Here is a 20,156-nt window from a genome sequence, read left to right on the forward strand (position 1 = left end):
AAAGTACGCAACGGGTAAAAATGGAAAATGAATCAAGAATTTTAATTGTAGACGATGAGGATCGTATTCGTCGTTTGTTGAAAATGTATTTAGAGAGAGAACAATACACAATTGATGAAGCAGACAATGGTGATACAGCTTTAGAAATGGCACTGCAAAATGATTATGATTTAATCCTATTAGATCTTATGATGCCTGGTAAAGATGGTATCGAAGTATGTAAAGGGGTCCGTGAGAAGAAAGCGACGCCAATTATTATGTTGACAGCAAAGGGTGAAGAAGTAAACCGAGTACAAGGGTTTGAGGTAGGAACTGATGATTATATTGTGAAACCATTTAGCCCACGTGAAGTAGTGCTTCGTGTGAAAGCGGTCTTACGCCGTTCTGTACCAACAACATTCTTTACACAAGATACAACGACAAAAGATGTTACTGTGTTCCCTCATTTAACAATTGATAATGATGCACATCGTGTTACAGCAGATGGTAATGAAGTGAACTTAACACCGAAAGAGTACGAATTACTATTATTCTTAGCGAAAGCTCCTGATAAAGTATTTGATCGTGAGCAATTGTTAAAAGAAGTATGGCAATATGAATTCTTCGGAGATTTACGTACAGTTGATACGCATGTAAAGCGTTTACGTGAGAAGTTAAGCAAAAAATCACCAGATGCTGCGAAGATGATTGTTACCGTTTGGGGCGTAGGTTACAAGTTTGAGGTTGTGAACGACTGATGCTTTGGAGAAGTGTAGTAGGGAAGTTATGGATGACCATATTACTTCTCGTTTCGTTTGTACTTGGATTTGTTGCGATTTTACTTTCACAGTTTTTTAGAACATATTATGTTGATATGAGTGAAGCTAGGCTTCAAAAAGTTGCAACAAGTGTTTCAGAGTTAATTGAAGAAGGTGCCGATGTAAAAACGATTGAGAATATCGCGTACAAATTCTCTGATCCACTTTCAAGGATTATTATTGTAGAAGATGGTAAGGAAATTTCATCTTCACCGAAACAAGAAGGATTAGTCACTCTTACAATGGATGACTTAAAAGAAGATAAAGAATTAGCGGCTGTTTTTACAGACAAAAAAGAAATTAAGAATAACATTAGAAAAGCCTCTAATAGTAGAAAAAATAAAAATACTGAAAATGATATTATGATTGTCGGAAAACCAGTACACTCCAAAAATCAAAGTGCAGTGTTCGTATACGAATCTTTACAAGTTCCGATACAAGGTATGGAGAGAACGACTGATTTTATATTCTTATCAGCGGGGATTGCAATTATATTAACAACTTTCTTTGCATTCTTCTTATCTACTCGAATTACAGCACCACTCCGTAAAATGCGTGAGGTTGCTTTTGAGGTTTCGCGTGGGAAGTTTGATGCGAAAGCTCCTATGGTATCTCAGGACGAGATTGGTGAGCTTGCAACGGCCTTAAATCAAATGGGGAAACAGTTGAAGTTTAATATGAATGCTCTGCAGCAAGAGAAAGAACAGTTAGCTAGTATTTTAAGTAGTATGGCAGATGGGGTTATTACGTTAAATCAAGAAGGTGAAGTCGTTGTAATCAATCCGCCAGCGGAACATTTCTTGCAAGTTTGGCAAGAAGAGAAAGAAGTAGAGTTAAGTAAAAAGCTCCCTTCTGAACTTGTTGAACTATTCCATCTAGTTGTAGAAAGCGAACAACAACAAGTGGTTGACATTAATTTACAAAAAGGTAACTATGTAGTTCTTATGACTCCGCTTTACAATCAAACGAAAATTCGCGGGGCGGTAGCTGTATTACGTGATATGACGGAAGAACGCCGTCTGGAGAAGATGCGTCAAGACTTTATTGCGAACGTATCACATGAACTTCGTACACCGATGGTCATGCTTCAAGGGTATAGTGAAGCAATTTTAGATGATATTGTGCAAACGAAAGAAGAAATTAATGAGTTTGTTCAAATCATTTATGATGAATCTGTTCGTTTAGGTAAACTTGTAAATGAATTATTAGATTTAGCGCGTATGGAAAGTGGTAATGTAGAGTTACATATAGGTGAAGTTGATATTCATCCTTTCGTTGAAAAAATAGGTCGTAAATTCCAAGGGATTGCAAGGGATAAAGAAGTCGCGTTAACGGTTGACTTCAAAGATCCAATTGAGCAATATCCGTTTGATGCAGATCGTATGGAACAAGTATTGACGAATTTAATTGATAACGCAATACGTCATACGAACGCAGGCGGACATGTAACGCTTGTAATTGATATGAAAAATAATGGTCTTATTTTTGAAGTACAAGATTCGGGCGCTGGTATTCCAGAAGAAGATATTCCATTTTTATTTGATCGTTTCTATAAAGCTGATAAAGCAAGAACACGTGGGAAAAAAGGTGGAACAGGACTCGGACTTGCGATTGCAAAAAATATTGTGCAAGGCCATGATGGGAAAATTGCTGTTTCAAGTGTTGTTGGAGAGGGAACTACATTCTCTGTATATTTACCGAATCGTATAATTTAGATATATGTTTTTAAAGTTGATAATGGATAAAGTTCTACTGTTTTTTATTTTTTTGTAAAATCAATTAAATAAATAATAGTAGAGCTTTTTTTCTAACTTAGTCGAATGAAGAATAATGAGAGGGGTGTCGTAAAGCGATGAAATTATATACAAAAACAGGAGATAAGGGGACAACAAGTGTAATAGGCGGCAGAGTGGATAAAGATAATATCCGAGTTGAAGCATATGGCACGATAGATGAGGCGAATTCTCATATTGGATATGCGATGACTAAACTACAAGGCGAGTCTTTCGGAGATATTTACAATGAACTTGAAACGATTCAACATGAACTATTTGATTGCGGAGGAGACTTGGCGATAGTATCGGGGAAAATTCCTTATAAAGTAAAAATCGAAATGGTCGAATGCTTAGAAAAAAGGATTGATTCGTATATAGAAGAAGCACCCCCATTAGAGCGCTTTATTTTACCCGGTGGAAGCGATTCGGCAGCTGCTATTCATATTGCACGTACAGTTGTAAGGCGAGCAGAACGATGTATAGTGTCCTTACAAAAAGAAGGGGAAATAAACGAAGTTGTTCTAAAGTATGTAAATAGATTATCTGATTATTTGTTTGCAGTAGCTAGAGTAATAAACGCTCGAGTACAAGTAAAAGATGTGGAGTATAATCGTAGTGCAATCGTTTTTCGTGATAAGAAAGAGAAGGAAGTGGAGTGATCCACTTTCTTTTTTTTGTATACTTTTTTCTGTAATATACCAAAATAGAGAAGGTATGGTGGTAATTAGAAAACGGAGGATGTATATGAAAGGTTTAAAATACGGCGTCATGTTATTGACTATATTGTTTTTATCTCAATTACATGTGTACGCAGAGGGAAACCGGTGGACATGGCCTGTTGAAGGGCAGATAAGTGATTATTTTGGGACAAGGCATGGAAAACACTACGGTATAGATATAGCGGCACCGATTGGGGCGGCGGTGGCAGCTATTCAAGATGGTAAGGTAACGAAGTCTTATTATTCAAGTAGTTATGGAAATGTTGTATTTATTAAACATGGAGAATATGAGGCTGTGTATGCGCATTTAAATAAGAGATATGTAGTTCAAGGGGATTATATTTCAAAAGGAGAAATAATTGGAGAAGTAGGGAATACAGGAGAATCTCGAGGTGCACACTTACATTTAGAAGTTCATCAAGGAAGATGGACGATGGCAAAAAAGAATGCGATGAATCCATTGCTTGTTTTACATGAACAAAGAAACGAAGTCGTTTCCTCATCGTTATATGTCGTTCAAAAAGGGGACACTTTAGTTAGCATTGCACGGAAATTTAGCATGTCTGTTAAGGAAATTAAAGAAAAAAATGGGCTACAGCAAGAGCTGATTTATCCAAATCAACAATTATACGTAAAGTAAAAAAGAGCTAGTTTAACTAGCTCTTTTTTTACCAAAAAATAAAGACACATATAAATCCAGAAATAGCTAAGTAGCTATATAAGTAAAATACTTTTGTTCTGGTTTTTTCGTTTGTTCGAAAAAGTACAATAGTCGGTTCAATTAAACCGATTGTCAAACAAAGTAGACCAAGGAGCATACAACCAATTGAAATGGAGTACAGGGCGATTTGTGGTGCTTGAAATGGAATCATCCATTTTAATAAAAATGCAATAAGTGCAGTGTAGCAAATGCTGCCGATGTATTTATTCAACGGTGCATTAGAACGGAAACCTGGAAGCTTTTTTAAGAAAGAGCGGGAAACAACTTCAGTTTGTAAAGATGTATGCTCTTCGATTATTTTTTGAGCTTCTTTTCCTTTTTGGAAAAGGGATAATATCCAGTTTCGCTTCCCTTGAAAAATAAATTGAGAAGTTGTTAAATAATGATCCACCTTCACTTTATTCCAACTTTTCCACGGATGACGCTCACACAATTTTAATTTACTCTCTGTTTTTTTATCATACTGATAAATACTGATGCCATCTTCGTCGAAAGTAGCATAGTATGTCTCGCTTGAGAATGTGCCTAAATCAATTGGACAGTAGAAAAGTAATTCTTTTTTTAAGTAAAAGTATTCTTTTCTTAAGTTTTTTTTCATTGTTTCTCGAATAGAGTGTCTCTTTTCTTTCTTCATGACATTTCCTCCATAATCCAGAAAATGTTCTTATCTTAACAATTCAACATCTTATCACTTTTAATTATATATGACTAGGGGATTTATAGGAGAAATGCCGAATGCTAAAAAATATGGGGTGTATTGTAAAATATAATGAATGGTTTTGATTATGTAAAATTAATAACTTATTTTTAATAAGTTACGATTTTTTTGTTCACAATCCAATCATGTTGTTGTATAATGAAGTGGAAAATAGAATATCGGTCTATCTTCGGGGCAGGGTGAAAATCCCGACCGGCGGTGATGAACTATATGTGATTTTGTTCTAAGCCCGCGAGCCGTTAAGGCAGGATTTGGTGTGATTCCAAAGCCGACAGTATAGTCTGGATGGGAGAAGATGGAGGTTCAAGCGTTCAAAAAAGATATGGATTTGAACGTCTGTTTGATGTGCCTTAAATTCTCCCTTTGTGTAAAACACAAAGGGTTTTTTCATTCTATGAAAAAGTAGGCATAGCAGAACCTTTCCACTTTCCATGAGATGATCGATGGAAAAGGAGAGAGAAAGATGAAACAAAAAAACAGTGTAGTGCAGATGGTGAGTGTAGCGATGCTAAGTAGTATTGCATATTTACTGATGATGTTGGATTTCCCGTTCCCAGGGCTTCCGCCATTCTTAAAAATTGATTTTAGTGATGTACCGGCTCTAATTGCAGCGATTATCTTCGGACCAATTGCGGGAGTAATTGTAGAGGCGATAAAGAATATTTTACATTACGGGATTCAAGGAAGTTTAACGGGAGTACCAGTTGGAGAAATAGCTAACTTTATTGCAGGATGTTTATTTATTGGACCGGCAGCTTTCTTATTTAGGAAGTATCGTACTGTTAAGAGTTTAACGACAGGATTAATGCTAGGGACAATTACAATGGCGCTTATTATGAGTGTATTAAATTACATCATCATATTCCCAGCTTACACTTGGTTTTTAAATTCGCCAGCTATGTCTAGTGAGGCTATAAGAACAACGGTTGTAACGGCAATCTTACCGTTTAATTTGATTAAAGGGATTGTTGTGACAATTGTATTTGTAGCGTTATTCTCACGCTTGAAAGTATGGATGTTTGCAAAAATGAAAAATGCATAAAATATAAAGTGAAACTTTAATCAGTGGGGGTGTTCATCCCCTGCTGATTATTAGCCCTCACCAATCGGGCTGCCCGGCAAATAGCGGGGGCAAAAAAAACATTAGGTATGGAACTACTAATGTTTTTTTTTATAAGTATCATGAAAACAAAAAATGTCCCTCATTAATATGAGGGACATTTTTTGAAGTTAATAAAAGACTATTCGAATTTTAAAGCATCGCCGTCAAATGATTCGTCAGCAACTTTAATTGAGTCAGTTGGACAACCTTCGAATGCATCCATCATATCTTCAAGTAATACATCTGGAATTTCAACGATACCTTGGTTATCGTCTAATGTTACGAATGCAATACCTTCATCATCATAGTCATAAATGTCTGGTGCAGCAGCGCCACAAGCACCACATGCAATACAAGTATCTTTATCAACGATTGTATATTTTGCCATCTTTTTTCCCTCCTGATAATATGTATGTGAAAAGCTCGCCATAAAAATTATAACCTTATTGTAAAACGGTTTTTAAAACTTTTCAACATAAAATTATAATGATAATGCTTATCAATTAGGGTGTCAACTAATTTTTGCAGTATGTCATAAGATTTTCAAAATACGTAAATGTTATTTCGTTTGGTACAATAGAATATATACAAGTATATAGTGCCGATATGATAAGTTAGTGCAATCATACCAAAAAGCAATTAAGTTAGATTGAAAGGTGGAAGCGGTAATGCAACTACAATATACTGTATTGTATTGTTTAAAACAATTGAATGGTGAAAGGACCGTTTCTTCTATTTATTATTTATTAAAGGGAAAACGATCTTCGCAAACATTACAAGATGGAAATATGTTCCAGGTTTCTTTTTTGTTTGGAATATATAAATCATTAAATAGAATTGAATATGATCGTGAAGTTGCAAAGTTGTTGCAAGCAGATTTGATTCAAGAAATACATGGAAATACATATTTGTTAACACCTAAAGGTAAAATGCAGTTGCATACATGGGAGGGAGTGTATGCTTTTCCAGCGCATTTACATGGTTTGCACTATGGTGAATTAGGTGAAACATTTTGGAAAAGATTATCTTTAATTATTCAAACTATATCTAATTTACAACAGAATAATACGAAGTTTATTCCTATTCAACAAGATACAGAAATAATGATGTGGGTGAAACGCTTTTTAACAGGTATGCCGTATAGGCGAAATGAATTGGCTAAAAGATTATGGAAAGAAATACATAATCTTTTAGGGAAATGTGATGTGGTAGAAGCGACGATTGTAACATATAGATTAACAGGATATGAACGTATCGGTTGTACATTGCAGCAGTTAGCGGAAATTACGAAACAAGATATATTCAGGGTGTACTTTTTATTTTGGGGTGCAATCCATTTCCTTATACAAGAAGTTCGCGATAAAGAAAATGAATTTCCGTTATTAGCTGAGATTATTTCTTATCCGAATGAGAGAGCTGAATTATTTAGTTTATCAACGAAAAAAACATATAATTTTTGGAGGCAAGGGCGCTCATTAGAGGAAATAGCGACAATTAGAAATTTAAAGGTTGCAACGATAGAGGATCATTTTGTTGAAATTGCTTTGAGAGAAAGAGATTTTTCTATCGAGATGTTTATGGAAAAAGACAAAATAGATAAAGTAACAGAAGTAATTGATGCATTACAAACACGTAAGTTGCGTGAGTTGAAACAAGCGGTTGGAGAGGGTATCTCTTATTTTGAAGTTCGTCTTGTATTGGCGCGGATGGAGGGTATAAATGAAACTTGAGGAATATTTATATAGGTGGTTTGGATATTCTGAATTTCGTCCAGGTCAAAAAGGGGTAATTACAGATTTATTGGAAAGAAAAGATGTTATAGCGATGCTTCCGACCGGAAGAGGGAAGTCTATGTGTTATCAACTTCCAGGGCTAATGCAAGAAGGGACAGTACTTGTTGTATCACCATTATTATCTTTGATGGAAGATCAGGTTACACAATTAAAATATATTGTGAAAAACCGAGTGATAGCATTTAATAGTTTTCGGACATTACATGAAAAAAGAGAAGCGATGAAAAGATTAGCTTCATATAAATTTATTTTTGTTTCACCAGAGATGTTGCAGTCGGAATTGTTAATAAGAGAATTGAAGAAAGTTCATATTTCATTATTTGTTGTGGATGAAGCTCATTGTATTTCGCAATGGGGTTATGATTTTAGACCAGATTATAAAAAATTAAATGTAGTCATTGAGAATATCGGGTCTCCTACGGTGCTAGCATTAACGGCAACAGCGACGAAAGACGTACTCCGAGATATAGCAGAGAGTTTAAATTTGGAGAATGTGGCGCAACATGTATACTCTATTGATCGTCCAAATATTGCAATGGAAGTACAATTTGTTACGACGATAGAAGAGAAGAAAGAAGCGCTTTTGGAACAGGTAATGTATTTACAAGGACCAGGGATTGTATATTGTTCAAGCCGAGCGTGGACAGAACGTTTAACGGAATATTTAAGAGGAAAAGGCGTTACTGGTGTCGCTTTCTATCATGGTGGTATGGAACATGAAGAGCGTATGTTAATTCAACAGCAGTTTATGAATGACCAGTTGCAGCTTGTAATATGTACAAGTGCTTTTGGTATGGGAGTAAATAAGTCGAATACGAGATATATTATTCATTTCCATTACCCGACTAATATCGCTTCTTATTTACAAGAAATCGGAAGAGCTGGAAGAGATGGTGAACCGAGTATAGCTATCTTACTATGTAGTCCGTTAGATCACGATTTACCAATTTCAATAATTGAAGATGAATTGCCAAGTCCGTCACAAATACAATTTTTATTTTCTTTACTACAAGAAAGAATGTTTCAAACGAAAGAATTACCAATAGAAGAGGTAGAAGAAATTTGTTATAATGCAGCAAGATTTAATGAACAATATTGGCGTTTCATTCGCTATCATCTTGAACAGCTTGGAATCATACAACAGCGAAAATTAATATTAGAGAGCTTGTCAGATGAAATTATGAACAGATTAATAGCTGAAGTGGAAATAAGGCTACGTAATAAATATAGTGAGCTAGAAAACATGAAATCGTGGATACAAGTGAAAGGATGTAGACGTGAATATTTGCTGCAACAGTTCGGTTATAGAAAAGAGGGCGAGTTAAAGAATTGCTGCGACTATTGTCATATTACAAAAACAGATTATAAAAAAAGACAAGCGCAACAATCGGATTTCGACTATAATTGGGAAACAGAGTTACAAAAGCTTTTCGGTCTAGAAAAGATGGGGGAATGATGAACATTCAAAGGCATAATATTGAAGATATGAGTCCGAAAGAAATAAGGCTGAATCTGTATATTACACAGTTCATTATTATCGGTATTGGTTGTTTACTAGCATATATACTATTCCGAGATATAAAATTGGTGTATAGTCTGTGGAAATGGGAACCGGTGTCTATACTTACAATAGGTGGCTTGTTAGCGAGTGGTATTGTGTTATTAGATTATGTTGCAATGCGAGTATTTCCAGAGTCTTGGTTTGATGATGGTGGTATTAACGATAGGATGTTTCAAGGGATGTCAGTTATGCATCTACTCGTTATTACGTTCATTATCGGCTTTGCAGAAGAATTTTTATTTAGAGGTGTAGTGCAGACGCACTTTGGAATTGTAATAGCGAGTTTAGTATTTGCAGTGTTACATATTCGGTATATAAAAAAGCCATTTTTGTTTTGTTTCGTCTGTTTCATTAGTTTTGTCTTTGGTTATGTATTTGAATGGACAGGAAATTTGTTTATAACAATCTTTGCACACTTTCTTGTTGATTTTATAATGGGACTCCAATTAAGAAAATAAATGGAAGGTGGTGGTGAACAACATGAGAAAACGAATTCCTGATTTTGAAGAGGAATTAGAAGTTGAGCGAGTGGAAGAAAAAGAAGGTTTACCGCCGCGTAGTGAAATTCATAGAAATAAAGAGAAAAAACAAAAGTTTAAAATGAATCATATTTTCGTCCGAGTTTTAACATTTCTATTCATATTACTACCAATTAGTATCTTATGGTATACAGATAAATATATTCAGGTGAAAAGCGATGGTAATAACGCTGGAAAAAGTGCATTTGAGGTCATTTTCTTTGATTCAGCTAAATCTGAGTCCGAGGCACCATCTGAGAAAGTCGTCACGCATACGGTGAAAGAGGGAGAAACTTTAGAAAGTATAGCGAAGCAATATTTTTCAGATGAAACTGGGATCGAAGTGATTAAAAAGTATAATCATTTACAAGAAAATGAAGTGAATGTAGGTCAAGAATTAAAAATTCCAATAAAAGATAAGTCCACAAAGCAAGAGAGTTAGTAAAATACTTACTATAAAAACTGAGGATTATCTTTATGAGGAGGGGAGTAAAAAAATATATGATATGGATTATCTTATTAAGTACTCTCATATGTATTGGTATTATATTTCTTCTTGTAATGTATACAGAAGCAATGCGTGATACGGTGCTAGAACATACTTTAACATTTGAAGAATTTCCGAAAAGTTTTCAAAAAGTAAATGTATTTTTTATATCTGATATTCATAGAAGGATCATTTCAAATTCGTTAATTGAACAAGTAAAAGGAAGAGTAGATCTTGTAATTATTGGTGGTGATTTAGCGGAAAGAGGTGTCCCTTTATCAAAAATCTCTGCAAATATACAAAAGTTAAGAACGATAGCTCCTGTATATTTTGTATGGGGAAATAATGATTATGAGATTGAATATCATGAGTTAGATGCTTTGTTATTAGAAAATAATGTGAAAGTTTTAGATAATACAAGAGTTGTATTTGAGTCTGAATTAGGAGAGAAAATTTGTTTGCTCGGTGTAGATGATGTTGGTTTGGAACGTGATCGTTTAGATTTAGCGTTGGCTGATTGTAAAGAAGATGGTTTTCGCATATTAATTAGCCACAACCCTGATATTATAAATAAAATGTCTGGAAAAGAACAAATTTCACTTGTGTTAAGTGGACATACACATGGAGGGCAAATCCGATTATTCCCATCTAAAAAATATTTAAAAGGTGGCGTATATAAGCATTCAAATGTGACTCTTTTTGTTAGTAATGGGTATGGAACAACGTTGATTCCACTTCGCTTCCGAGCACCTGCTCAAACACATATTATAACGTTATGCGGAGGGAGATGATGCCAACTCTAAACGGAAAATATAACATAAAAGCTGTTTCGAATATAATTGGAATTCAGCCGAGCACACTTCGTGCATGGGAAAGACGATATCAAATTATTGCCCCAAAGCGGAATCATGCGGGGCATCGATTATATACAGAAGAGCATATTCAAATTTTGAAATGGTTAATGGACAAGGTTTCTTCCGGTATGATGATTGGACAAGCAGTTCAATTATTAGAAGGGAATCGTTTGCAAAGTAATGTTCAAAATGAAATACATTTCAATAGAGAAGTTGTTTTAGTGGACGATTTACTACAAGCTTTGTTAAAATTTGATGAAATTACAACTTCTACATTGTTAAACGAGGCTTTTAGTATTTATGCAACAGAAAAAGTTATCGCAAATATTGTTCTTCAAGTGTCAAATAAATTGTTAATATTAAAAAATAATAATGAAGTTACAATGGTGCAATTCCAATATGTCGTATCATTTTTACAAACGCGTCTAGGGATGGTGTATCATAATGCATCATCGTTTTCTTCTATACACAAAGTTGTCGTGTTAGAAAGTAATATGTTGAGAGGGTTTGTTTTCTCAACGTATTTACGATTAAAAGGATATGAGGTGATATATATTAGGGTAAGCTTAGCGGAAGATAGTATTTCGTTAGCTGTTGAGCAAATAAGCCCTAAATATGTAGTAATCTCTTTTGATGACGGACGAGAACTTAAGAACGCAATGAACTACGTGAATGTGTTGCGAGAAAAAAATGAGAACCTTACTGTTGGGGTTATAGGAGAAATAGGTGCTCGAGATCAGTTGAACATTCAAACAAGCCTAATTGGTGATACGAAAGAAGAATGGGATGATTGGTTAAAAATGTTAGAATAGTTGTTCGAAAAGAACCATCTATTTTCTATTTCATATAATAAAAATTATATTCATTGGTTGCGTAGGGAGGGTATGAGATGAGGCTGGAACGATTAAATTACAATAAGATAAAAATTTTCTTAACATTTGATGATTTAACTGAACGAGGATTAACGAAAGAAGATTTGTGGAGAAATGCACCGAAAGTACAGCAATTATTTCGTGATATGATGCAAGAAGCAAATAAAGAATTAGGATTTGAAGCGGATGGTCCGATTGCAGTTGAAGTATTTTCTCTACAAGCGCAAGGAATGGTCGTAATTGTAACGAAAGAACATCAAGAAGCGGATACAGATGATGAGTTCCGTGACGAGTTTATTGAAATGCAAGTGACTCTAGATGAAAGTGAGCATATCCTTTATGAGTTTGCTACACTAGATGACGTAATTAACCTGTCGAATCGTTTATATAACCTTGATGTAACTGGCGGAAAATTATATACGTGGGATGGGCGTTTCTATCTTTGGATGGAAGAAGAGGAGCAAATACAGTTACTGAAGGCAGATTTTATAGCTATTTTAGCGGAATATGGTAATCCGTCTACAGCAACTATTTATCGTCTAATGGAGTATGGTAAAGAATTAATGTCTTCTCAAGCAATTGAACAAATACACAATTACTTTGTGAAAAAACAAAACCTTAGCTAATATAGCATAGCTAAGGTTTTGTTTTTTTATTTGGAAAACCTAAAATGTTGATTTAAAAATTTTAAAACGATCCACGGTATAGAGGGGATCATAAATATTTGAGCATTCTTTATTGTACTTAAATATATATTTTCAAGGTATTGCATGTAAGTAAAATGAAAAATATTTAAATATTTAAGTATTTTACTTTTCTAAAAGCAATAAAAGGACTATAATAATAGTGAAAACGCTTGCAACAGAAAATAGTTTGTATATATTTGTTAGCGTTTTCTATTGCATTCCAAATTTAACGGTGTATACTAGGCAATGAAGGTTTACTAAACAAGTGAAATTACAGGGGGTTTACTTACTATGGTAGCCGAAAAGGGAACTCAAACAAAAACACAACAACAAAGGGAACAACATTTTGAACTATTGAATTCGACACAAATTGTTATTAGTGAAGCATTAGAAAAATTGGGTTATCCAAACGAAGTATATGAATTATTAAAAGAACCAATTCGTATGATGACAGTGAAAATACCAGTTCGTATGGATGACGGGACTGTTAAAATATTTACAGGATATCGTGCACAACATAATGATGCTGTTGGTCCAACGAAAGGTGGAATTCGCTTCCATCCGAATGTAACAGAAAATGAAGTGAAAGCACTTTCAATCTGGATGAGTTTAAAATGTGGTATTGTTGATTTACCATATGGCGGAGGTAAAGGTGGAATTATCTGTGACCCACGTGAAATGTCATTCCGTGAGTTAGAAAGATTAAGCCGCGGTTATGTACGAGCAATTAGCCAAATCGTAGGACCGACGAAAGATATTCCAGCTCCAGATGTATTCACAAACTCTCAAATTATGGCATGGATGATGGATGAGTATAGCCGTATTGACGAATTTAATTCACCAGGATTTATTACAGGCAAGCCACTTGTATTAGGTGGATCGCATGGACGTGAAACAGCAACGGCGAAAGGTGTTACAATTTGTATTCGCGAAGCTGCAAAAAAACGCGACATTGATATTAAAGGTGCGCGCGTTGTTGTTCAAGGATTCGGTAATGCTGGTAGCTTCTTAGCTAAATTTATGCATGATGCAGGTGCGAAAGTTATTGCAATCTCAGATGCTTACGGTGCATTGCATGATCCAAACGGATTAGATATTGATTATTTATTAGACCGTCGTGATAGCTTCGGTACAGTAACAAAATTATTTAATAATACAATTTCAAATAAAGAATTGTTAGAACTTGATTGCGATATTTTAGTTCCAGCTGCAATTGAGAACCAAATTACAGAAGAAAATGCTAATAATATTAAAGCGAAAATCGTTGTTGAAGCTGCAAACGGTCCAACAACATTAGAAGCAACTAAAATCTTAACAGATCGCGGAATTTTACTTGTTCCAGACGTATTAGCAAGTGCTGGTGGTGTAACAGTATCTTACTTTGAGTGGGTACAAAATAACCAAGGTTACTACTGGACTGAAGAAGAAGTAGAACAACGTTTAGAAAAAGTAATGGTAAGATCATTTGATTCTATTTATGAAACAGCACAAGTTCGTAAAGTGAACATGCGCTTAGCGGCGTATATGGTCGGTGTTCGTAAAATGGCTGAAGCAAGTCGCTTCAGAGGTTGGGTATAATATTATAGCGTGAAAAAACGTGATTCCTTTCGAAGGAATCACGTTTTTTTTTGTTGAAGTATTAAATTGAGGTGTTGTATATGGAAAATAAAATAATGGAACGAGTAGAACAATTAGAAGAAAAGGTTAAGAGGTTAGAGGGAGAGCTCGCAAAAACGATGAAAGCTCCAAAAACAAGTATCGTTCGGGTGTTCGGAGAAGGGTTACTGTTTTTAATATTTGGTGTGGTTGTAGTAGGACCGATTATCGCTTTTATATTAGTAATTATTAATTGGATTGCAGAAAAATAAAATAAAATTAAAAAGAACGCTTGTTCTACACGAACAAACGTGCTATACTCTCCTTAGATAAACAAAACGGAAATGATTTTAAGGAGAGATAAATGATGAAAATGACAGTAGACCAAAGATTTATGATGCCAGCGGATGTTGTAGAACGAGTGGAAGTATTGCGAAACAAGCAAAGTAAGCGTGGCACATTATTACAATCAGTAAATAAATTTTTCGGTTTAGATACGAAAGAAGATTGTGTTTGGTTTTACGGTTTTTATGGAGTAGCTGTAAGTATTTTATTATTTATGGTGTTCACATCAAATATTTTCGATTTTCTCTTCGCGTAAGAAATATGCTATAAGGACATTACTACCGAATACATATATAAGGAAGTAAGGTAATCTTCTGAAGCGGGAGTTGGTAGTAATGGCGATGTTTCCTATAGAGCGTAATTATATTGGATATGGAAGTTCACGACCGGGAATTCCTCTCTCTAAAGTAAGGTTTATTGTCAGTCATGATACGGGGAATCCTGGTAGCAATGCGATAGGTAATCGGGATTATTTTAATGAGATACAACCGAAAGCCTCGGCACATACATTTATAGATGACAAAACAATATTAGAAATTATTCCTATAAGTGAAGTTGCTTATCATGTTCGATATGGTGTGCCGACAGATAATGACTTATATGGTTATGATGCAAATAAGGCTGCTATTGGAGTGGAACTTTGTTATGGCGGTGATGTTAACTTTTGGGAAGCATATACACGTTTTACGTGGTATCATGCGTATTTATGTCAAAACTTCGGCTTGAATCCGAAAAAAGATATCGTATCACATAAAACACTTGACCCAGCTAGAAAGATTGATCCTGAAAATGTATTAGGGAAACAAGGTATTAAATTTCAGCAGTTTTTAGCAGATGTCTATCGGATGTACGTTTCGTTTAGATGACAAATATATGAAAAATGAATACAATAAAGATAGGTGCCTACTGCTGTAAGTAGGTTTTTTCTTGTTTTTATAAATAGTGCAGAGGTAGAAGACTAGGAGTGGACGAGTATGCAGAAAGAAACAGTTATTATAATCGGAGGCGGTCCGTGCGGATTAGCAGCAGCAATTTCATTGCAAAAGGTAGGGATAAATCCGTTAGTAATTGAAAAAGGAAACATTGTAAATGCCATTTATAATTATCCAACTCATCAAACATTTTTCTCTTCTAGTGAAAAATTAGAAATTGGTGAAGTAGCTTTTATTACAGAAAACCGTAAGCCAGTTCGAAATCAAGCGCTTGCGTATTATCGTGAAGTAGTAAAGCGTAAATCTGTACGTGTAAATGCTTTTGAACGAGTAGAGAAAGTTCAAAAAGATGGAGAAGTCTTTAAGGTTGAGACGACAAAACGTGACGGAAGTAAAGAAATGTATATGGCGAAATACATTGTTGTAGCAACTGGATATTATGACAATCCAAATTATATGAATGTTCCAGGTGAGGAACTGAAGAAAGTAGCTCACTATTTTAAAGAGGGGCATCCTTATTTTGACCGAGATGTAGTAGTTATAGGTGGGAAAAACTCGAGTGTAGATGCCGCGTTAGAACTTGTTAAAGCGGGTGCGCGTGTAACGGTACTATATCGCGGAAGTGAGTATTCACCAAGCATAAAGCCGTGGATTTTACCGGAGTTTGAGGCATTAGTACGAAACGGCACAATTCAAATGCATTTCGGGGCTCATGTGAAAGAAATCACTGAACATACATTAACGTATACAGTTGATGGTGAGGAAAATACAATCCAAAATGATTTTGTATTTGCGATGACTGGTTACCACCCTGATCATAGTTTCTTAACGAAGATGGGTGTTCGGATTGATGAAGAAACAGGGCGTCCAATTCATGCAGAGGATACAATGGAAACGAACGCTGAAAATATTTTCATTGCAGGTGTAATTGCTGCTGGAAATAATGCGAATGAAATATTTATCGAGAACGGTAGATTTCATGGAAATGCGCTTGCGCAAACCATTGTAACAAGAGAAATGTAAAAAGAAGCTGTCGAAATAAACTTCGACAGCTTCTTTTTTAATTGTGCATAAACATATTTTGGATTGCTTCATGAGAAGTTGTATTCTCTAATGCAACTAATAATTTAATACGTGCTTTTTGAGCATTTAAACCGTATGTGAATACAATACCCATATCCTTTAATTGTTTGCCGCCGCCTTCATATGAATATACATCTTGAACGATGCCGTTGAAACAGCGAGAAACTAATACGACAGGAATTCCTTTGTTTATTAATCGTTCTAGACTAGGAAGTGTTCTTGGAGGTAAATTACCTTGTCCAAGTGCTTCGATAACAATCCCGTCTACTGGAAGGTTTTCAATGGCTGCTAACAATGTATCGTCCATACCCGCGTATGCTTTTAGAACGACTACGTTTTTAGAAACCTTATTTACTGAATATGTTTCGTGATGTACTAAAGCATGGTGGAATACAACACCACGTTTTGTTACCATGCCAATTGGTCCATACTGTGGACTTTGGAATGTTGCTACATTACTTGTATGTGTTTTCGTTACATTTGTAGCGCAATGAATTTCGTCGTTTAATACGACTAGAACACCTTTTTCTGCAGCTTCACTACTGCTAGCGACTTTTACAGCTGATAAGAAGTTATATAGACCATCAGCGCCTAATTCATTGCTAGAACGCATTGCACCAGTCACAACGATCGGAATAGTTGCTTGTACTGTTAAATCTAGGAAATAGGCTGTTTCTTCTAATGTATCCGTACCATGCGTAATGACTACGCCATGAATGTTTTCTTGTTTTACTCTTTCATCAATGATGACTTGTAATTGTAACATTTCGCTTGGTGTCATATGAGGAGATGGTAGATGGAACACATCTTCAACGATTAAATCAACATCGCCTTCTAAATCAGGAATAAATTTTAAAAGAGGATTTTTTTCACCTGGTTGTACGACTCCAGTTTCTTTATCTTCCTCCATTGCAATTGTTCCGCCTGTGTGTAAAACTAGGATTCTTTTCAATGCTTATACCCCTTTCAAGTTGAAAAATACATTTAGAACATAACATGTTTTGAGTAAATTCGACAATGGAAATGTATAAAAGTATGCCTCGAAAATGACAATAAAATTAACTACTATATGTACGATGTATAAAATCGCGAAACGAAATATATAAATGTGGGATAGAAGGGAGCGATTACGTTGAAAAAGGTGGAGAAAATTTTTATTCGTATATTAATAATACAATTTATTTGTCTTTGTGTTGTGCAATTGTTATTTATACATAAGTCATCAGTGAAATATTTATCTAAAATTGTTTATTATGAAGGTGTCACGGTAAAAAACAAAACAGAAATCTTACAGGTGAATAGGTAGTTTTCATTTTCTTCTAGGAAGGATTATGCTACAATAATTGAGGATTTAATGACGTGAAGCAAATGAGAAGAAGCAGGAGAATACCTGCTTTTCGTTTTGTTTTATAAGTGAAAAAATGAGGTGTTACAATGGATAAACAAATTTCAATTGCTATAGATGGTCCAGCAGCTGCTGGAAAAAGTACAGTCGCGAAAGTTGTAGCGAAGAAACTTTCTTACGTTTATATTGATACAGGGGCAATGTATCGTACAATTACATATGCAGCCCTTGAGCAAAAAGTGGATATTGAAAATGAAGAGCAGTTAATGGAAGTTGTAAAGAATGTAAATATTGAGTTTCAGCAAGGAGAAAATACACAACTTGTATTTTTAAATGGACAAGATGTTTCTGAAGTAATTCGTACACCTGAGGTGACGAATCGAGTATCTATTGTGGCGAAACATCGCCTTGTTCGTGAAGAAATGGTACGTCGTCAACAAGAGCTAGCGGAAAAAGGCGGCGTTGTAATGGATGGCCGTGATATTGGTACACATGTGTTACCAGATGCTGAAGTGAAGATCTTTATGCTTGCCTCTGTTGAAGAAAGAGCAGAAAGAAGACATTTAGAAAATATAAATAAAGGTTTCGATTCTAATTTAGAGCAGTTAAAAGAAGAAATTGCTCAGCGTGATAAATTAGATTCAGAACGCGAAGTTTCTCCTCTGAAAAAAGCTGATGATGCATTGGAATTAGATACAACTTCTTTATCAATTGAAGAAGTTGTCCAAAAAATTATGGGCATTGTTTCAGGAGTGTTTGCGAAATAAAGAAAGGGGATAGCCTCTTTCTTTTTTGTTTGTATAGAAATGTAAAGGATACGTGAATTGTGAGTCTCTTTCCTTGACAAATGATCGGATTTGTAAGAAGTTAGTAAAAGAGAGATAAAACTTTCAGAATATATTCGCTATTATATTTCAAAACATACTTTCTTCAAGATGATTTTGCTGTATACTATTTATATAGGTTTAATATATTTTCTGGTGAAATGTATGAAAACTGAGTATGTGATGATAAATTCTTAAACATGCAAATGAAAACATTTGTTTTCATTTCGTATATACATAAAAAATGCTTTGTCAATTCTGTAGGGAGGTATTTCCATGGTAGAGAAAATGAATGAAGAAGTTATGGATTCAAAAGAATTACAAGTTGGTGACGTTGTTACAGGTTCTGTAACGAAAGTTGAAGAGAAACAAGTGCTTGTAAATGTTGGATACAAAACAGATGGCGTAATTCCAATTAGTGAATTAGCTAACGTTCATATTGAAAAAGCAAGCGATGTGGTAGAATTAAATCAAATACTAGAATTAAAAATTATTAAATTAGAAGAGGATGATCTTGTCTTATCTAAACGTGCTGTTGATGCAGAAAAAGCATGGGTAGAATTACAAGAGAAATTTACTTCTGGTCATGTATTTGATGTTACTGTAAAAGATATCGTGAATGGTGGATTAGTTGTGGACCTTGGTGTTCGTGGGTTCATCCCAGCTTCACTTGTAGAAGTACATTATGTAGAAGACTTTACTGACTATAAAGGCAAAACATTAGCTGTGAAAATTGTTGAATTAGACCGCGAAAAAAACCGTGTAATTCTTTCGCATAAAGCAGTAGTAGAATTAGAACTAGATTCTAAGAAAAAAGAAGCAATTTCTTCATTAAAAGAAGGAGACGTTGTTGAAGGAACAGTGCAACGATTAACGGATTTTGGTGCTTTCGTTAACGTTGGTGGTGTGGATGGTTTAGTTCATATTTCACAAATTTCACACGAACGTGTAGAGCAACTTTCTGAAGTATTAGAGCAAGGTCAAAAGGTAAAAGTAAAGGTGTTATCAGTTGATGCTGATACACAACGTATTTCTTTATCAATTAAAGCAGCTCAACCGGGACCTTGGGAAAATGTTGCTGGAGAAATAAAAGCTGGAGATATTCGTGAAGGAGTAGTAAAACGCCTTGTTACATTCGGTGCATTCGTTGAAATTTTACCTGGTGTTGAAGGTCTTGTGCACGTATCTCAAATTGCAAATCGTCACGTGAAAAATCCAAATGAAGCATTGGAAATGGGACAAGAAGTAAAAGTGAAAGTACTTGAAGTCCATGTAGCAGAGAAACGTATTTCTTTAAGTATAAAAGAAGCGCTTGAAGAAAATAATGTAACTGAAGATTACAGTCAGTATGAACCAAATGCTGATTCTGCTACTTTCCAATTAAGTGATATTATCGGTGAACAACTGAAAAAATTAAAGAAATAAAGA

Annotated in this window: 23 protein-coding genes and 1 riboswitch; of the genes, 20 read left to right on the top strand and 3 right to left on the bottom strand. The window is 34.9% G+C overall.

Features of this window, described 5'->3' with window-relative positions:
• Positions 1-20 precede the first annotated feature (20 nt).
• The 4 genes from resD to ATN06_RS07705 all read left to right on the top strand — a co-directional run bounded on the left by resD (position 21) and on the right by ATN06_RS07705 (position 3,931).
• The gene (gene resD, locus ATN06_RS07690; protein WP_002017976.1) at positions 21-737 is read left to right on the top strand and encodes a DNA-binding response regulator ResD; all 717 of its coding nucleotides are present in this window, start codon (positions 21-23) and stop codon (positions 735-737) included.
• A complete protein-coding gene (resE, locus tag ATN06_RS07695; RefSeq protein ID WP_088116136.1) occupies positions 737-2,512 on the top strand; it encodes a sensor histidine kinase ResE in 1,776 nt (591 codons plus the stop codon). Before resD ends, resE begins: the two co-directional genes overlap by 1 nt.
• Positions 2,513-2,649: 137 nt before the next feature.
• Positions 2,650-3,231, top strand: a complete 582-nt coding sequence (locus tag ATN06_RS07700; RefSeq protein WP_060630157.1) for a cob(I)yrinic acid a,c-diamide adenosyltransferase — start codon at positions 2,650-2,652, stop codon at positions 3,229-3,231.
• 85 nt (positions 3,232-3,316) lie between these two features.
• Complete coding sequence (locus ATN06_RS07705; protein WP_060630158.1) at positions 3,317-3,931, top strand: peptidoglycan DD-metalloendopeptidase family protein; 615 nt, start codon at positions 3,317-3,319, stop codon at positions 3,929-3,931.
• 28 nt (positions 3,932-3,959) lie between these two features.
• On the opposite strand, the gene ATN06_RS07710 is transcribed toward ATN06_RS07705, so the two are convergent.
• Positions 3,960-4,646, bottom strand: a complete 687-nt coding sequence (locus ATN06_RS07710) for a hypothetical protein (RefSeq protein ID WP_060630159.1) — start codon at positions 4,644-4,646, stop codon at positions 3,960-3,962.
• A 245-nt stretch (positions 4,647-4,891) separates the two neighbouring features.
• Positions 4,892-5,031: riboswitch (FMN riboswitch) on the top strand.
• A gap of 162 nt (positions 5,032-5,193) precedes the next feature.
• On the opposite strand from ATN06_RS07710, the gene ATN06_RS07715 reads away from it, so the two are divergent.
• Complete coding sequence (locus ATN06_RS07715; RefSeq protein WP_060630160.1) at positions 5,194-5,772, top strand: ECF transporter S component; 579 nt, start codon at positions 5,194-5,196, stop codon at positions 5,770-5,772.
• 199 nt (positions 5,773-5,971) lie between these two features.
• On the opposite strand, the gene ATN06_RS07720 is transcribed toward ATN06_RS07715, so the two are convergent.
• Positions 5,972-6,220: a ferredoxin gene (locus tag ATN06_RS07720; RefSeq protein WP_001151996.1), complete on the bottom strand. Its 249-nt coding sequence runs from the start codon at positions 6,218-6,220 to the stop codon at positions 5,972-5,974.
• 280 nt (positions 6,221-6,500) lie between these two features.
• On the opposite strand from ATN06_RS07720, the gene ATN06_RS07725 reads away from it, so the two are divergent.
• The 12 genes from ATN06_RS07725 (at position 6,501) to ATN06_RS07780 (ending at position 16,499) form a co-directional block, all read left to right on the top strand.
• Entirely contained in the window at positions 6,501-7,562 is a 1,062-nt protein-coding gene (locus tag ATN06_RS07725; RefSeq protein WP_060630161.1) for a YpbB family protein, read from the top strand.
• Positions 7,552-9,081, top strand: a complete 1,530-nt coding sequence (locus ATN06_RS07730) for a RecQ family ATP-dependent DNA helicase (RefSeq protein ID WP_060630162.1) — start codon at positions 7,552-7,554, stop codon at positions 9,079-9,081. The genes ATN06_RS07725 and ATN06_RS07730 overlap by 11 nt, the downstream gene beginning before the upstream one ends.
• Positions 9,081-9,644 carry a CPBP family intramembrane glutamic endopeptidase gene (locus ATN06_RS07735; protein ID WP_060630163.1) on the top strand — a complete coding sequence of 188 codons (564 nt, stop codon included), beginning with the start codon at positions 9,081-9,083 and terminating at the stop codon, positions 9,642-9,644. Before ATN06_RS07730 ends, ATN06_RS07735 begins: the two co-directional genes overlap by 1 nt.
• Before the next feature lie 22 nt (positions 9,645-9,666).
• Entirely contained in the window at positions 9,667-10,146 is a 480-nt protein-coding gene (locus ATN06_RS07740) for a LysM peptidoglycan-binding domain-containing protein (RefSeq protein WP_060630164.1), read from the top strand.
• A gap of 59 nt (positions 10,147-10,205) precedes the next feature.
• Entirely contained in the window at positions 10,206-10,982 is a 777-nt protein-coding gene (locus tag ATN06_RS07745) for a metallophosphoesterase (protein WP_060630165.1), read from the top strand.
• Positions 10,982-11,857: a MerR family transcriptional regulator gene (locus tag ATN06_RS07750; RefSeq protein ID WP_060630166.1), complete on the top strand. Its 876-nt coding sequence runs from the start codon at positions 10,982-10,984 to the stop codon at positions 11,855-11,857. The genes ATN06_RS07745 and ATN06_RS07750 overlap by 1 nt, the downstream gene beginning before the upstream one ends.
• Before the next feature lie 77 nt (positions 11,858-11,934).
• Complete coding sequence (locus ATN06_RS07755) at positions 11,935-12,543, top strand: genetic competence negative regulator (protein WP_060630167.1); 609 nt, start codon at positions 11,935-11,937, stop codon at positions 12,541-12,543.
• A 351-nt stretch (positions 12,544-12,894) separates the two neighbouring features.
• A complete protein-coding gene (gene gudB / locus ATN06_RS07760) occupies positions 12,895-14,181 on the top strand; it encodes an NAD-specific glutamate dehydrogenase (RefSeq protein WP_000225171.1) in 1,287 nt (428 codons plus the stop codon).
• An 80-nt stretch (positions 14,182-14,261) separates the two neighbouring features.
• Positions 14,262-14,471, top strand: a complete 210-nt coding sequence (locus ATN06_RS07765; protein WP_060630168.1) for a hypothetical protein — start codon at positions 14,262-14,264, stop codon at positions 14,469-14,471.
• A gap of 92 nt (positions 14,472-14,563) precedes the next feature.
• Positions 14,564-14,800 (top strand): DUF3961 domain-containing protein, encoded by a 237-nt coding sequence (locus tag ATN06_RS07770; protein ID WP_001983018.1) that lies wholly within the window; start codon positions 14,564-14,566, stop codon positions 14,798-14,800.
• A 79-nt stretch (positions 14,801-14,879) separates the two neighbouring features.
• A complete protein-coding gene (locus ATN06_RS07775; protein WP_001240646.1) occupies positions 14,880-15,410 on the top strand; it encodes a peptidoglycan recognition protein family protein in 531 nt (176 codons plus the stop codon).
• A 108-nt stretch (positions 15,411-15,518) separates the two neighbouring features.
• Positions 15,519-16,499 carry a YpdA family putative bacillithiol disulfide reductase gene (locus tag ATN06_RS07780; RefSeq protein WP_060630169.1) on the top strand — a complete coding sequence of 327 codons (981 nt, stop codon included), beginning with the start codon at positions 15,519-15,521 and terminating at the stop codon, positions 16,497-16,499.
• A gap of 37 nt (positions 16,500-16,536) precedes the next feature.
• Here ATN06_RS07780 and ansA read toward each other — a convergent pair whose 3' ends face one another.
• Positions 16,537-17,511 (bottom strand): asparaginase, encoded by a 975-nt coding sequence (gene ansA / locus ATN06_RS07785; protein WP_088116134.1) that lies wholly within the window; start codon positions 17,509-17,511, stop codon positions 16,537-16,539.
• Positions 17,512-17,691: 180 nt separating this feature from the next.
• On the opposite strand from ansA, the gene ATN06_RS07790 reads away from it, so the two are divergent.
• The 3 genes from ATN06_RS07790 to rpsA all read left to right on the top strand — a co-directional run bounded on the left by ATN06_RS07790 (position 17,692) and on the right by rpsA (position 20,153).
• A complete protein-coding gene (locus ATN06_RS07790) occupies positions 17,692-17,865 on the top strand; it encodes a YpfB family protein (protein ID WP_060630170.1) in 174 nt (57 codons plus the stop codon).
• Positions 17,866-17,993: 128 nt separating this feature from the next.
• Complete coding sequence (gene cmk / locus ATN06_RS07795) at positions 17,994-18,671, top strand: (d)CMP kinase (protein WP_060630171.1); 678 nt, start codon at positions 17,994-17,996, stop codon at positions 18,669-18,671.
• 333 nt (positions 18,672-19,004) lie between these two features.
• Entirely contained in the window at positions 19,005-20,153 is a 1,149-nt protein-coding gene (gene rpsA, locus ATN06_RS07800) for a 30S ribosomal protein S1 (protein ID WP_060630172.1), read from the top strand.
• Positions 20,154-20,156 lie beyond the last annotated feature (3 nt).

The organism is Bacillus thuringiensis (genome assembly GCF_001455345.1).
GTDB classification, from domain to species: domain Bacteria; phylum Bacillota; class Bacilli; order Bacillales; family Bacillaceae_G; genus Bacillus_A; species Bacillus_A thuringiensis_N.

Excerpts from the sequence above, each read along its gene's own strand:
- resD (WP_002017976.1), top strand. The coding sequence starts at position 21 with ATGGAAAATGAATCAAGAATTTTAATTGTAGACGATGAGGATCGTATT.
- resE (WP_088116136.1), top strand. The coding sequence starts at position 737 with ATGCTTTGGAGAAGTGTAGTAGGGAAGTTATGGATGACCATATTACTT.
- ATN06_RS07700 (WP_060630157.1), top strand. The coding sequence starts at position 2,650 with ATGAAATTATATACAAAAACAGGAGATAAGGGGACAACAAGTGTAATA.
- ATN06_RS07705 (WP_060630158.1), top strand. The coding sequence starts at position 3,317 with ATGAAAGGTTTAAAATACGGCGTCATGTTATTGACTATATTGTTTTTA.
- ATN06_RS07710 (WP_060630159.1), bottom strand. The coding sequence starts at position 4,646 with ATGAAGAAAGAAAAGAGACACTCTATTCGAGAAACAATGAAAAAAAAC.
- ATN06_RS07715 (WP_060630160.1), top strand. The coding sequence starts at position 5,194 with ATGAAACAAAAAAACAGTGTAGTGCAGATGGTGAGTGTAGCGATGCTA.
- ATN06_RS07720 (WP_001151996.1), bottom strand. The coding sequence starts at position 6,220 with ATGGCAAAATATACAATCGTTGATAAAGATACTTGTATTGCATGTGGT.
- ATN06_RS07725 (WP_060630161.1), top strand. The coding sequence starts at position 6,501 with ATGCAACTACAATATACTGTATTGTATTGTTTAAAACAATTGAATGGT.
- ATN06_RS07730 (WP_060630162.1), top strand. The coding sequence starts at position 7,552 with ATGAAACTTGAGGAATATTTATATAGGTGGTTTGGATATTCTGAATTT.
- ATN06_RS07735 (WP_060630163.1), top strand. The coding sequence starts at position 9,081 with ATGAACATTCAAAGGCATAATATTGAAGATATGAGTCCGAAAGAAATA.
- ATN06_RS07740 (WP_060630164.1), top strand. The coding sequence starts at position 9,667 with ATGAGAAAACGAATTCCTGATTTTGAAGAGGAATTAGAAGTTGAGCGA.
- ATN06_RS07745 (WP_060630165.1), top strand. The coding sequence starts at position 10,206 with ATGATATGGATTATCTTATTAAGTACTCTCATATGTATTGGTATTATA.
- ATN06_RS07750 (WP_060630166.1), top strand. The coding sequence starts at position 10,982 with ATGCCAACTCTAAACGGAAAATATAACATAAAAGCTGTTTCGAATATA.
- ATN06_RS07755 (WP_060630167.1), top strand. The coding sequence starts at position 11,935 with ATGAGGCTGGAACGATTAAATTACAATAAGATAAAAATTTTCTTAACA.
- gudB (WP_000225171.1), top strand. The coding sequence starts at position 12,895 with ATGGTAGCCGAAAAGGGAACTCAAACAAAAACACAACAACAAAGGGAA.
- ATN06_RS07765 (WP_060630168.1), top strand. The coding sequence starts at position 14,262 with ATGGAAAATAAAATAATGGAACGAGTAGAACAATTAGAAGAAAAGGTT.
- ATN06_RS07770 (WP_001983018.1), top strand. The coding sequence starts at position 14,564 with ATGATGAAAATGACAGTAGACCAAAGATTTATGATGCCAGCGGATGTT.
- ATN06_RS07775 (WP_001240646.1), top strand. The coding sequence starts at position 14,880 with ATGGCGATGTTTCCTATAGAGCGTAATTATATTGGATATGGAAGTTCA.
- ATN06_RS07780 (WP_060630169.1), top strand. The coding sequence starts at position 15,519 with ATGCAGAAAGAAACAGTTATTATAATCGGAGGCGGTCCGTGCGGATTA.
- cmk (WP_060630171.1), top strand. The coding sequence starts at position 17,994 with ATGGATAAACAAATTTCAATTGCTATAGATGGTCCAGCAGCTGCTGGA.
- rpsA (WP_060630172.1), top strand. The coding sequence starts at position 19,005 with ATGGTAGAGAAAATGAATGAAGAAGTTATGGATTCAAAAGAATTACAA.